The sequence below is a fragment of the Polaribacter huanghezhanensis genome, from assembly GCF_030444335.1.
GTDB classification, from domain to species: domain Bacteria; phylum Bacteroidota; class Bacteroidia; order Flavobacteriales; family Flavobacteriaceae; genus Polaribacter; species Polaribacter huanghezhanensis.
In genome coordinates this window covers 1,177,133-1,190,909 of sequence record NZ_CP128595.1, presented here as the reverse complement: position 1 = coordinate 1,190,909, position 13,777 = coordinate 1,177,133, and the positions used below count along the sequence as shown (strand labels likewise).

12 protein-coding genes are annotated in these 13,777 nt (G+C 32.0%); 9 read left to right on the top strand and 3 right to left on the bottom strand.

Features of this window, described 5'->3' with window-relative positions; translation table 11 throughout:
* Window positions 1–21 precede the first annotated feature (21 nt).
* The 3 genes from purE to KCTC32516_RS05595 all read left to right on the top strand — a co-directional run bounded on the left by purE (window position 22) and on the right by KCTC32516_RS05595 (window position 3,690).
* Entirely contained in the window at window positions 22–501 is a 480-nt protein-coding gene (gene purE / locus KCTC32516_RS05605; RefSeq protein ID WP_301402589.1) for a 5-(carboxyamino)imidazole ribonucleotide mutase, read from the top strand.
* Window positions 502–591: 90 nt separating this feature from the next.
* Window positions 592–2,613 carry a M3 family metallopeptidase gene (locus tag KCTC32516_RS05600; RefSeq protein ID WP_301402588.1) on the top strand — a complete coding sequence of 674 codons (2,022 nt, stop codon included), beginning with the start codon at window positions 592–594 and terminating at the stop codon, window positions 2,611–2,613.
* Between the two features lie 591 nt (window positions 2,614–3,204).
* The gene (locus KCTC32516_RS05595; protein ID WP_301402587.1) at window positions 3,205–3,690 is read left to right on the top strand and encodes a hypothetical protein; all 486 of its coding nucleotides are present in this window, start codon (window positions 3,205–3,207) and stop codon (window positions 3,688–3,690) included.
* A gap of 1 nt (window position 3,691) precedes the next feature.
* Here the strand turns inward: KCTC32516_RS05595 and KCTC32516_RS05590 are convergent, their stop codons facing one another.
* Together KCTC32516_RS05590 and KCTC32516_RS05585 are read right to left on the bottom strand one after the other, a co-directional pair.
* Complete coding sequence (locus KCTC32516_RS05590) at window positions 3,692–4,933, bottom strand: glycosyltransferase family 4 protein (RefSeq protein ID WP_436410107.1); 1,242 nt, start codon at window positions 4,931–4,933, stop codon at window positions 3,692–3,694.
* On the bottom strand, window positions 4,934–5,407 hold the full coding sequence (locus KCTC32516_RS05585; RefSeq protein WP_301402586.1) for a heme-binding domain-containing protein: 474 nt from the start codon (window positions 5,405–5,407) through the stop codon (window positions 4,934–4,936). It abuts the gene before it with no gap.
* A gap of 97 nt (window positions 5,408–5,504) precedes the next feature.
* Between KCTC32516_RS05585 and lpdA the strand changes: the two genes are divergently transcribed.
* Complete coding sequence (gene lpdA / locus KCTC32516_RS05580) at window positions 5,505–6,905, top strand: dihydrolipoyl dehydrogenase (RefSeq protein ID WP_301402585.1); 1,401 nt, start codon at window positions 5,505–5,507, stop codon at window positions 6,903–6,905.
* Window positions 6,906–6,981: 76 nt separating this feature from the next.
* On the opposite strand, the gene KCTC32516_RS05575 is transcribed toward lpdA, so the two are convergent.
* A complete protein-coding gene (locus KCTC32516_RS05575) occupies window positions 6,982–8,799 on the bottom strand; it encodes a sodium:solute symporter family protein (RefSeq protein ID WP_301402584.1) in 1,818 nt (605 codons plus the stop codon).
* A 98-nt stretch (window positions 8,800–8,897) separates the two neighbouring features.
* On the opposite strand from KCTC32516_RS05575, the gene KCTC32516_RS05570 reads away from it, so the two are divergent.
* From KCTC32516_RS05570 to tilS, 5 genes are read left to right on the top strand one after another with little or no spacing between them, the layout of a single operon-like run.
* The gene (locus KCTC32516_RS05570; protein WP_301402583.1) at window positions 8,898–10,211 is read left to right on the top strand and encodes an anthranilate synthase component I family protein; all 1,314 of its coding nucleotides are present in this window, start codon (window positions 8,898–8,900) and stop codon (window positions 10,209–10,211) included.
* 2 nt (window positions 10,212–10,213) lie between these two features.
* Window positions 10,214–10,819 carry a hypothetical protein gene (locus tag KCTC32516_RS05565; protein WP_301402582.1) on the top strand — a complete coding sequence of 202 codons (606 nt, stop codon included), beginning with the start codon at window positions 10,214–10,216 and terminating at the stop codon, window positions 10,817–10,819.
* Window positions 10,819–11,067, top strand: a complete 249-nt coding sequence (locus KCTC32516_RS05560; protein WP_301402581.1) for a hypothetical protein — start codon at window positions 10,819–10,821, stop codon at window positions 11,065–11,067. The genes KCTC32516_RS05565 and KCTC32516_RS05560 overlap by 1 nt, the downstream gene beginning before the upstream one ends.
* The gene (locus KCTC32516_RS05555; protein WP_301402580.1) at window positions 11,067–12,368 is read left to right on the top strand and encodes a serine hydrolase domain-containing protein; all 1,302 of its coding nucleotides are present in this window, start codon (window positions 11,067–11,069) and stop codon (window positions 12,366–12,368) included. Before KCTC32516_RS05560 ends, KCTC32516_RS05555 begins: the two co-directional genes overlap by 1 nt.
* A 17-nt stretch (window positions 12,369–12,385) precedes the next feature.
* Window positions 12,386–13,696 carry a tRNA lysidine(34) synthetase TilS gene (tilS, locus tag KCTC32516_RS05550; RefSeq protein WP_301402578.1) on the top strand — a complete coding sequence of 437 codons (1,311 nt, stop codon included), beginning with the start codon at window positions 12,386–12,388 and terminating at the stop codon, window positions 13,694–13,696.
* Window positions 13,697–13,777 lie beyond the last annotated feature (81 nt).

The window sequence follows — 13,777 nt, the reverse complement described above, 5'->3', positions numbered from 1 at the left end:
TTATTGATAATTGATAAGATTATGGTAGGAATTATAATGGGAAGCGATTCAGATCTTCCAATCATGCAAGAAGCAATCGATATTTTAGAAAGTTTTAACATTCAAATTGAAGTAGATATTGTATCTGCGCACAGAACTCCAGAAAAATTAGTTGACTATTCTAAAAATGCACATTTACGCGGAATAAAAGTGATCATTGCTGGTGCTGGCGGCGCTGCACATTTACCAGGAATGGTTGCTTCTATGAGCCCGTTACCTGTAATTGGCGTTCCTGTAAAAAGCAGAAATTCTATTGACGGTTGGGACTCTATTTTATCCATCTTACAAATGCCTGGCGGAGTTCCAGTTGCCACTGTTGCCTTAGACGGCGCAAAAAATGCAGGAATTTTAGCTGCACAAATTATTGGTGTTTCTGATAAATGCGTGTTAGATAAGGTTATTGCTTACAAAGAAGGTTTAAAACTAAAAGTTGAACAAGCTTCTAAAAGAGTAAAAAAATAAAACACTCCTTTTTTTGTCTGGTCGAGCGGAGTCGAGATCTTAAACCTCTCGACTCCGCTCGAGGTGACATTAACTCCAACAAATTACAAAATGAATCCACTTTTACACCATTTTAATACTGCACCTTTTTCAAAAATTTCAAACAAAGATTACAAACCTGCAATTAAAAAAGCCATTGAAATTGCAAAAAAAGAAATCGATGAAATTGTTCAGAATCAAAACGAACCAACTTTTGAAAACACTACAGTTGCGTTGGATTTTACTGGTGAAAAACTAGGAAGAATTACCAGTATTTTCTTCAATTTAAATTCGGCTGAAACCAATGATGAAATTCAGAAAATAGCACAAGAAATATCTCCTTGGCTAAGTGATTTCTCTAATGACATCAAGCTAAACAAGGAATTATTTGAACGAGTAAAATTTGTTTTTGATCAAAAAGAAAACTTAAATTTATCTGTAGAACAACACATGTTGTTAGAAAAACAATACAAAGGTTTTGCTAGAAATGGCGCAAATTTATCAGAAGAAAAAAAATCTGAACTGCGTAAAATTGATACTGAACTATCAAAATTATCGTTGCAGTTTGGAGAAAATGTCTTAGCAGAAACCAATGCTTTTCAAATGCATTTAACAAAAGAATATGAAGTTGCTGGTTTGCCAGAAAGCGTAAAAGAAGCAGCACATCAACTTGCAAAAGAAAACGAAAAGAAGGGCTGGATTTTCACCTTGGATTACCCGAGTTATATTCCTTTTATGACCTATGCAGACAATCGCGAATTACGAAAAAAAATAACAATTGCTGCTGGTAAAAAAGCCTTTCAAGATAACAAATTTAATAATGAAGAGATTGTTTTAAACATTGTAAAATTGCGTCATCAACGAGCAAATTTACTCGGTTATAAAACGCATGCACATTTTGTATTGGAAGAACGCATGGCTGAAACTCCAGAAAAAGTAATTTCTTTTTCAAATGATTTATTAGCCAAAGCAAAACCTGCTGCTCAAAAAGAATTTGAAGAATTAGAAGCATATGCAAAAAAACTAGCCGGAATTGATCAATTACAAAAATGGGACGGCGCTTATTATGCAGAAAAACTAAAGAAAGAACGCTTCAATTTAGATCAAGAAATCTTAAAACCGTATTTTAAATTAGAAAATGTAATTAATGGTGTTTTTGAAGTTGCAAATCGTTTGTACGATTTACATTTTGAAGAAGTTTTTAATATTGACATCTATCACGACGATGTTAAAACATACAATGTAACAGACACTAAAGGAAATTTTATCGCTGTTTTTTATGCAGATTTTCATCCGAGAAAAGGAAAACGAAATGGCGCATGGATGACTTCTTACAAACCGCAACAAATTAAAAACGGAATTAATGAAAGACCACACGTTTCAATCGTGTGTAATTTTACCAAACCTACCGCAACAAAACCGTCATTATTAACTTTTAACGAAGTGACAACCTTGTTTCACGAATTTGGTCACGCTTTGCACGGAATACTGGCAAACACAACGTATAATAGCTTGTCTGGAACTTCAGTTTCTTGGGATTTTGTGGAATTACCTAGTCAAGTTTTAGAGAATTGGTGTTACGAAAAGGAAGCCTTGGAAATTTTTGCCAAACATTATGAAACTGGAGAAGTAATTCCGATGGAATATATAACAAAAATTAAAGAATCGGCAAGTTTTCATGAAGGAATGCAAACACTTCGTCAATTAAGTTTTGGGATATTAGATATGAAATGGCATTCTGAAAATCCATCAGAAATAAAAAGTATAAAAGAATTTGAAACAGACGCTTTTTCTGACACAAAATTATATCCTGATATTGCAGAAAACTGTATGAGCACCGCGTTTTCTCATATTTTTCAAGGCGGATATTCTGCAGGATATTATTCCTACAAATGGGCTGAAGTATTGGATGCAGATGCTTTTGAATATTTCTTAGAAAAAGGAATTTTTAACAAAGAGGTTGCGACAAAATTTAAAGAAAATGTCTTATCAAAAGGCGGAACAGAAAAACCCATGGAATTGTACAAACGCTTTCGAGGGCAAGAACCAAAACCAGACGCATTACTAAAACGTGCAGGTTTAATTAATAATTAAAATTTTACTTGTCTCAACTTTAAGTTTAGATTAAAAGTAAATAAAGGCAATTTTAGTAATATTTCTTACTGAGTATACAACGTCAATAAATAATGTTTACATAAATTTAAAAGTCCTTTTTCTGCATTTCAAATTAACATCAGAATCACGTATTTTAAATGAGGTTGCTCTTCGAAAAACTAAATATAATAATGGCTGAAAATATAATTTATCTCTATTTTTAAAAAAAATAGGGAGAACAAAATTATCCGAAAGATATTATTGATCCAATTGGTGATTTAGTAAACCCAAATACTGTCCTTATTCAAGGTTATTGAGCTTTTACTAAAAAAGTATCGCGAAATTATCCGCCCATATGCTATTACTTTTTTAATATATTTTTTAAAAACGAGGCTTAAATCACTCATAATATTACTTTTACGATTTTGCGCTTTTACAAAATAAAATAGTACCTTGTAATAAAAATAACTTTCAAGTTTTTATCTCTCTAACTATTAACCTGAATATTAAAAAACTATTTATTAAGTGAAAGTGTTAGTACTCTTTTTTTGTTTATTTTATTTTCTCCCGAGTACTAGTCAAGAATCCTCAATGAGCTTATCTGTTCATCAAGACATAAGATTATTGTTGTTTGGTGACAATATAGGTAATGACTCTTTTACCCCAGATCTATTAATCCGACTTGAATTAAAAGCTTTTGAAACTAAAAAAAGTAGCTTTCCTTTTTATATTGGGATTGAATATTCAGATTTAAATAGCTCTACATTTCATCGTTTTTTTATTGGATTTGGTTATGTTACACGATTTCCCTTTTTAAAAAAATTTAATTTTGGAGCATATATAAATCATGGTATCATTTTAAGAGGAAAGGGCAGTTTTATTGGGATTAACTATTCAATAGAGGAATCTTCTTTTATGGGGTTAAGCATGGATTTTGAAACTACCTACCCTATCACTGATAAAATACGACTCTCTCTTCTGTATCAAGCCATTGACAGAAAAGATTTAACCACAAGATTTAGCACCTCCCTTAATATTAAAAGAAGTCTCTTTATAGGTGTGAAATTTGCTTTGTAAATTAATTTTTGTTTTTTTCTTCAATCCATTTACTCATGTACTTTGTGCTTTGTAATGTTTGATGTTGTACTAAACTTCCCATGAAATTTTGAATTCTATGATGTACAATATTTTTTTGAAGCAATACTAACCGATTTATAAATTGCCCACTAATTTTTTCTTTATCATACAATTGATTAATGATTTGAATTCCATTTTTCTGAGATCGGTTCCACAAGTTTTCATCAGTATATAATGCAACCGCTTTTTCTGCAAAAAGGATAAAATCATCTTCTACAAAACCATTCCAAGGTAAATCATCGTGCATTCCTTCTGCGCCAATACTTGTTGTTACACTTGGCGGACCACACAACATTGCTTCTGTTAGTTTACCTTTTATTCCTGCGCCAAAACGCAACGGTGCTAAAACGACTTTACAGTTGTTTACAATTTCTTTCGGATTTGTTGTGTAGCCTTTTACTAAAAATCCTTCTTGCACATTGTGTAATTGCAAAATTTGCTGCGTTGCATAAGCTCCATAAATATGTAATTCTGCTTTTGGGAGTTGTTTTCTTATCTGTTTCCAAATCGTGTTTTTTAGCAATAAAACGGCATCAACATTTGGGGCGTGTAAAAAATTACCGATAATTGTAAAATGACTTCTCTCTTGAAAAGGCTTCCATTTTTCCACATCATTTTCCTCAATTCTATGTAACAAAAAAGGGATGTGATGTAAAATTTGCTTCTCAATTTTAAAAATAGTTTCTAGCAATTCCATTTCAAAAGTAGAAATGATTAAAGACAAATCACACCGTAAAATTGCTGCGATTTCTCGTTTAGCAATATCAGAAGTTACTAATTTTTCAATTGTAAAATTCTCTTGTTTTTTTATGGACTCCTCTCTAACTTTTCGCAAACAATGTAAATCTTCTGTGTCTAAAATTCTGATTGCATTTGGGCAATTTTCTGCTACTCGCCAACCAAATTGCTCCTCTATCATAAAGCGATCAAAAACAACAATTGTTGGATTTAACTCTTTCACGAAATCATCAAAAGTCGATGAATTTAATTCAATAGAAACTTCATTTACATCAATCGATTTTAAATCAAATGCTTTGGCTGTTTTTTGTGTCGTTGTTGCAAATGTAATGGTAAAGTTTTGCTTTAAAAACAACTCAATTAATTGTAGCATTCTACTTCCTGCTGCCGAAGAATTTGGCTCAACCCAAACAGCCCCAATGATTAAAACAGATTGATGAATCAATTAGTTTGCTTTTAGTTGTGCTGCATAATTAGACTGAACTCCTTTTGCCCAATCTACAATTATTTTGATTTGAGCATCCGTTAAATTTGCGTCAGAATGTGTCCAAGTATAAGAATCTAATGGCATTTCTTTCTTTTCAACTTGTTCATAAAACTCTTTCATTTTATGCTCTTTACGCTTCAAAGAATAATTGCCCCATTTAGAAAAATTGAGTTCCTTTTTACCTTCTTTAACATGATCTGCCATCCAGTAATTAACTGGAGTTATATTGCTATACCAAGGATACCGAGTAGAATTTGAATGACAATCAAAGCAAGATGTTTTCATTATTTTATGCACTTCATCTGGCGGATTTGTCTCCTCTACAAAAGTTGTTAAAGAAGTTACATCTCCTTCGTTTTTTTCTGGGCTAAAAAACTGAACAACTATCAAAATGAATAACAATGTCCTGCCTATTTTTTTTAAAATTTTCATCTCTAAAATATTTAAGGATTTAAAGATAGTAATTCTTCTGAAATCTATCGTTTTTAAACAATAATGTTTACTTTTGTACTCCAAAATTACATTAAAAATGAAATACGACATCATCGTTATTGGTTCTGGTCCTGGAGGATATATCGCTGCAATCAGAGCTTCTCAATTAGGTAAAAAAGTTGCAATTATTGAAAAATATTCAACCTTAGGAGGTACTTGTACAAATGTTGGATGTATTCCTTCAAAAGCGCTGTTAGATTCTTCGCATCATTTTTATGATGCATCTAAGCATTTTGATGATCACGGAATTGTTATTAGTCCACCAAAAATCAACTTTAAAAAAATGATTGATCGTAAAGCCGGAATTGTTGAAACAACTACTGGTGGAATCAAATATTTAATGGATAAAAACAATGTGGATGTTTTTGAAGGATTGGGTTCTTTTGTGGATGCAACTCATGTGAAAATCGCAAAAAATGATGGTTCTTCAGCAACGATTGAAGGAACAAATATTATTATTGCAACTGGTTCAAAACCTACTACATTACCTTTTATCACTTTAGATAAAGAGCGAATTATTACTTCTACGGAAGCCTTAAAATTAAATGAAATTCCTGAGCACCTAGTTGTAATTGGCGGTGGTGTTATTGGTTTGGAATTAGGATCAGTTTATAAACGTCTAGGAGCAGAAGTTACCGTAGTTGAATATGCAGATAAGATCACACCAACCATGGATGCTGATGTTTCTAAAGAGTTGCAAAAGGTGCTAAAAAAACAAGGAATCAAATTTGCTGTGAGTCACGGAGTGACTTCTGTTGAGAGAAATGGCAATGAAGTACTTGTAAAAGCTACAGATAAAAAAGACAGAGAAATTGAGTTTAAAGGCGATTATTGTTTAGTTGCTGTTGGACGAAAACCATATACTGAAGGTTTAGGTTTAGAAAATGCTGGCGTACAATTAAATAAGAGAAATCAAGTTGAAGTAAACGATCATCTACAAACAAATATTTCAAACATTTATGCCATTGGCGATGTTGTTCAAGGTGCTATGTTAGCGCATAAAGCAGAAGAAGAAGGCGTTGTTGTTGCTGAATATTTAGCGGGACAAAAACCACATATCGATTATAATTTAATTCCTGGTGTTGTGTATACTTGGCCAGAAGTTGCCGCAGTTGGTAAAACAGAAGACGAATTAAAAACTGCTGGTGTAGATTACAAAGTAGGAAAATTCTCAATGCGCGCTTTAGGAAGATCTAGAGCAAGTGGAGACTTGGATGGGTTTGTAAAAATATTAGCTGATAAAACTACGGATGAAATTTTAGGAGTTCATATTGTTGGAGCAAGAGCTGCAGATTTAATTATGGAAGCTGCGGTTGCAATGGAATTTAGAGCATCCGCAGAAGATTTAGCTAGAATTTGTCATGGTCATCCAACCTATTCTGAAGCAATAAAAGAAGCTGCAAAAACTGCTTGGGACGGAAAACCATTAAATGCTTAGTTAGCATTTTAAACATATAAAAAGCAACTCAATTGAGTTGCTTTTTTTGTTTTTATACCTTGATAGGGTTTGAATATTAAAGAACGGTCGCTTTTATTTTTTTCCAAGTCTTGGTTAATAAATATCCAGAAACAATTGCAGAAATAGTAGTACTAATTGCCAAGGTAGTTTCTCCATAAATCCAATATCCTGTACTGAACATAATGCTATAAATAAGCACACAACCTAATAGCATCGCAATTATACCAGATGGAACACTCCATCCTTTTTCATTTTCATCTACCAATGTGATATTATTTTCTTTTGCAGTTGCAATAACAGATTTCCATCCTGGCCCTCCCGGTTGTGTTTTCTTGTAAAAATTTTGTAGAACTTCATCGCTTTCAGGTTTGGTTAACAACATTGAGATTAGCCAAACAGCACTAGTAACTCCAACAACAATTAAAAACTTTGCCCAAGCTGGGAGTATTCCGCTTTCAGCATCAAACAAATAAGAATCTATCGTAGGAATTGTTAAGATTAATGAAACAATACCAGAAGCAAACATTGCTGATATTTCGCTCCACGCATTGATACGCCACCAAAACCATCGAAGAATAAAAATTAACCCTGTACCAGCACCAAAAACTAATAATAGGTTAAAAAGTTGCAATGCATCTTGCATCAATAATGCCATTATTGCACTTATAACCATTAACAATACTGTAGATATTCTACCCACTGCAACTAGTTTTTTTTCTGATGCATTTGGATTGATTTGTTGTTTATAAAAATCAAATACAATATAAGACGAACCCCAATTTAACTGCGTTGAAATGGTACTCATATACGCAGCAATTAAAGACGCTAAAACAACACCTAATAACCCGCTTGGTAATTTTGTCAACATGGCAGAGTATGCTAAATCATGTCCTAATTTATCTGCAGGAATATTAGGAAAAGCTTGATGAATACTTGCCAAATCTGGAAAAACTACAAGAGAAGCCAACGCAACAAGAATCCACGGCCAAGGACGTAATGCATAATGCATAATATTAAAAAAGAAGGTTGCTCCAATTGCATGATTTTCGTCTTTCGCCGCCAACATTCGTTGTGCTATATATCCGCCACCCCCAGGCTCTGCCCCTGGATACCAAGAACTCCACCATTGCACAGCTAACGGAATTATTAATAGTGTAATGAGTGCTTCTGTATTATTAAAATCCGGTAGAATGGATAATTTATCAGCAACATTCTCATTTGCTAACAATGCTTCAATACCACCAACTTCAGGAATATTTACCAAGTAATAGGCTGCTCCGATAGCACCTGCCATTGCAACAAAAAATAAAATAAAATCCGTATAAACAACGCCTTTAAATCCGCCAACAACGCTAAAAATAGCAGTTATTAATCCGGCGCTAATAACCGTTTGCCAAGGCTCTAAACCCAACATAATTCCGCCTATTTTTATGGCTGCTAATGTTACCGCAGACATTGTAATCACATTAAAAATTACACCTAAATAAATGGCTCTAAACTTTCTTAAAAACTTTGCTGGTTTTCCTCCATAACGAATTTCATAAAACTCTAAATCTGTTTTCACATTCGACTTACGCCATAATTTTGCATAGACAAAAACAGTTAATAAACCCGTAATTAAAAATGCCCACCAAGACCAGTTTCCAGAAACTCCGTTTACACGAACAACATTGGTTACAAAGTTTGGTGTATCAGTAGAAAATGTTGTTGCAACCATCGACAAACCCAATAACCACCAAGGCATTGTTCTTCCTGATAAAAAATATTCGGTGGAGTTTTTACCGGATTTTTTTGAAACATAAATTCCAATAAATAAAGTAATTACAAAAAAGGAAATAATTAAAATATAATCAAGAGTACTTAATGAAACCATTGTATAATTTTTGAAAGTCGTAAAGTACTACTTTTTAAGAATATAATTGCAAAATAAATTGAAGCACTCAATGGGAAGATTTGTATTTTTGCAGTTGCATGCAAAGAGTACAAAAAACGTTTACTGTTGAATCTATTGATGAATTTAAATCAAAAATCTTGATTTGGGCGCAACAATATGATGCCATTACTTGGTTAGATTCTAATCAATACAATCAGAAGTACTCTTCTTTTGATGCCGTGTTGGCTGTGGATGAATTTACCTCCATCAAAACAGATTACACCAATTCTTTTGATAAATTGAAAGAATATCAGTCTATTACAAACGATTATTTGTTTGGATATTTGAGTTACGATTTAAAAAACGATGTAGAAAGACTTTCTTCTAAGAATTTTGATGGATTGCATTTTGCCGACTTGTATTTTTTTCAGCCTCAACGGATTATTTTTATCAAAGGAAACACCATCAAATTCTCTTATTTAAAAATGATTGATGATGAAATTGATACCGATTTTGAAGAGATAAACAAAGTTTCTTTAGGTTTCGACTCCGCTCAACCTGACAAATCATCCAAAGAAATAAAAGTCAAGTTGAGAATTTCTAAAGACGAATATTATCAAAAAGTTACTACTATTTTAAATCATATCAACAGAGGAGACATTTACGAAGCCAATTTTTGCCAAGAGTTTTATGCAGAAAACGCAACGATACATCCTTTAGAAGTGTACCATCATTTAAATGCAATTTCTGAACCACCTTTTGCTACTTTTTTAAAGTGCGACCATCAGTTTTTATTGTCGGCATCGCCAGAAAGATATCTTAAAAGAGAAGGATCAAAAGTAATTTCTCAACCGATAAAAGGAACCGCAAAAAGATTGATTAGCAAAGTGGATGATGATCAAATTGCTTTTGAATTGGCAAGAGACGAAAAAGAACGTTCAGAAAATATTATGATTGTAGATTTGGTAAGAAATGACTTATCAAAAACGGCGATAAAAGGTTCTGTAAAAGTTGAAGAATTGTGTAAAGTTTATTCTTTTAAGCAAGTACATCAATTAGTTTCTACAGTAGTTTCTGAAGTAGAAAACACAACGCATTCTGTTGATATTATTAGAGAAACGTTTCCGATGGGAAGCATGACTGGTGCGCCAAAAGTTTCTGCAATGAAAATTATTGAAACGCAAGAAGAAACCAAACGCGGATTGTATTCTGGTGCTGTTGGTTATTTTACTCCGAATGGTGATTTTGATTTTAATGTAGTGATTAGAAGCATTTTATACAACGAAGAAAACAAGTATATTTCCTTTTCTGTTGGTGGCGCAATTACAGCAAAATCTACTCCAGAAAAAGAATACGAAGAATGTTTATTAAAAGCCAAAGCCATGAAATATGCGCTAACTAATTCTAAATAATTATGATTAAGTTTTGGAAAATTACCAACCACAAGAATATTGATGTTATAGTAATAAATGATAACACTATTTATAAAGGAAAAATTAAAAACAATGAGTTAAGTCATTTTTCAAAACAAATAGATAACGATAAAATTCCAAACGAGCTATTTAGCATACCTTTCTCCTACATAAAAAGAATTGAAAATCAAGAGGTTAAAAATTTTATTAAAATATATTTTGGTGACGCTTCTGAAGAAGAATTCGTTTTAAAAAAGCTTGAAGTAAAAAATGAAGTCTTTAATTATTTAAAAGAAGTCGTTCCTAATATGAACTACTCCAAAAGAACACCATCAATATTTCAATATGCAAAACCTCAAATATTTGCTATTCTGTTTACAACTGCTATCTTTTTATGGTCTTTATATTATGCCATCCTAATTGAAAACGGTGTTGAATTTGAATTAATTGGGCAAGCTGGACTTTTGTTATTGATTTTCTCTATTGGACTACTTGGAGTTGTAAAAGTTGTTCTTTTATATATTTTAATAATTGGAATTGCAACTTATTCTTTAATAAGAAAAAACAAAACAAGAACAGAAATTGAGATTTTAAATAGATATAAATAATGATTATCAACCAAGACGAAAAATTCAGCAAAACAATTGCAACTTTTGAAGAAACATACCAAGTTCAAGATGTTTTTAATAAGTTTATAGAACTGTTTCCAGATGATTGGAAGTATCATAAAATTGCCTATTCTAAATTTAATCGAAGCAAGCAATTTGGCAGAACAATTCCGTTGCCAAAGCCAGAAGTTTCTTTAAAAAAAATGATTCACGTTTGGATGTTAAAAAATAAAAAAGCGTCGAAATAATGTTGATCAGAAAAATTCTTCTTTTAAGTTTCTTTGTGTTGAGTTTTTCTTTGAATGCTCAAAAACTAACCTATGGAAATCCGTCTGAAGTTGGTATGGATTCGGTTTTTATATATCAAAAAGTAGATTCAATTATTACAGATGCCATCCAAAAACAAGCCTTTCCTGGAGCACAAATTTTGGTTGCAAAAAATCATAAAATCATTTTTCATAAAGCCTACGGATTTCAAACATACGACAGCGTTCAAAAAGTAGCATTAAATGATTTGTACGACATTGCTTCTGTAACTAAAATTTTAGGCCCGTTGCCCGCAATTATGAAATTGTACGACGAAGGGAAAATAGATTTAGATGTTCCGTTTAGCAACTACTGGAAACCTTGGAAAGGAAGAAGCGACAAAAAAAACTTAACTGTTAGAGAGGTATTAGCGCATCAAGCAGGATTAAATCCGTACATCGTTTTTTTGAAGGATGTTTTAAAGAAAAACAAATCATTCAAATCTCGATTTGTAAAATCAACTTCTAAAAAGAGGTTTACAAGTCAGGCGTATGACAACATTTTTGTAAAAGATCGATTTAAAAACAAAATGTATCGCCAAATCAACAGATCTAAAGTTTCTAACGTCAAAAAATACAAGTATTCTGGATTGGCTTTTTTATTATTTCCAAAAATTATTTCTAACATCACTGGCGAGAATTACACAGATTATTTACAAGAAAATTTTTATAAACCACTGGGTGCAACTACTTTGGGATTCACGCCAAAAACAAAGAATTTTACAAACAATATCATTCCGACTGAAATAGACTCGCTGTTTAGACACGACTTAACAAAAAATTGGGTTCATGATGAAAATGCAGCTTTAATGGGCGGAATTTCTGGAAACGCGGGTTTATTTGGAAGCGCATTAGATTTGGCAAAAATGATGCAAATGTATTCCAATTACGGACATTATAATTACAAACAATACATTTCTAAAAGCACCTTACAAGAATTTACAAAAATACAGTTTCCAGAAAATGACAATCGCCGTGGATTGGGTTTTGACAAACCGTTAATTGGCAATGATACCTTGTCGATTAGTGAAGCGTATCCAGCGCCAGAAGTTAGTGCAGAAAGTTTTGGGCATTCTGGATTTACTGGGACTTTTGTTTGGGCTGATCCAACCAACGATTTGGTTTTTATTTTTTTATCAAACAGAGTGTATCCAAACAGAAATCATAGAAATATTTATAATTTAAATATCAGACCAAAAGTGCAACAAGTTTTTTATCAAGCTATTAAAAAGTCAACAAAATAGAGTAGTTTTACAAACAAATGGTAGGAAAATTACAACAACATATCCATCAAAAATTTTCTTTTTTAAAAGGAAAAAAACTATTGATTGCCATTTCTGGCGGAGTTGATAGTGTTGTATTAACACACCTATTTTACCAATTAAATTTTGATATTTCTTTAGCACATTGCAACTTTCATTTACGAGGAGAAGAAAGTGGCAAAGACGAAGAATTTGTAAAAGAATTAGGAAAAAGATTAGACTTAAAAACCTTTTCTATAAGTTTTGAAACGGAAAAATACGCAACAAAAAATCAGCTCTCAACACAAGTTGCTGCACGGAATTTACGGTATGATTGGTTTCAAGAATTAACCAAAACGCATCTTTTTGATTTTGTGATTACTGCGCATCATGCAGATGATAATTTAGAAACTTTTCTCATCAATTTAACACGCGGAACTGGTTTAGAAGGGTTCACTGGAATTCCAGAAATAAATAATACTATTGTACGTCCGTTTTTAATTTTTTCTCGTGATGAAATTGAAACGTACGCAACAGAAAATAGTATCAATTGGAGAGAAGATAAAAGCAATGCTTCTAATAAATATCTTCGGAATAAAATTCGACATCAAATTGTTCCGATTTTAAAAGAAATCAATCCAACCTTATTAGAAAGTTTTCAAAAAACAACTGAACATTTACAAGAAAGTCAACAAATTATTGATGCTTCAATTGCTGATTTTAAAAAAAAAGTAGTTAAAAAAACTGAAACTGGAAATCTAAAATTTGATATTGCACAACTTCTAGAAACTACAAATTCGAAAGCATATGCTTATCAATTGTTAAAAGAATTTGGGTTTACCGAATGGAACGATGTAACTCATTTACTTACTGCACAATCTGGTAAAGAAGTGGTTTCTAAAACACATCGCTTGTTAAAGGACAGGGGTTTTTTATTATTATCAGAAATAAAAAAGACAGACAAAAATACAGCATATCAAATTGCAGAAAACACTTTAGAAATTACAGTCCCGATACACTTAACCTTTGAAAAAATTGTAAAAAAAACTTCAGAAAGTAAGACTGCAATTTTTGTGGATTTAGAAAAAATTATTTTCCCATTAGTTCTCAGAAGATGGCAACATGGAGACTTTTTTTATCCGAAAGGAATGCAAGGAAAAAAGAAAATTTCTAAATACTTTAAAGATGAGAAACTCTCGTTAATCGACAAAGAAAACACTTGGCTGTTATGCTCTAACAATGATATTATTTGGATTGTAGAAAAACGACAAGACAACAGGTTTATCACAAATAATAACACTAAGAAAATCTTAAAAATTTTGTTGAAATAGCAAAAATCTAAAAAGTTAAAGTTAAAAAATAATTTGTTTTTATGTACTTCAAAAAACTAAGTATTAGTGAATTTTTGTACA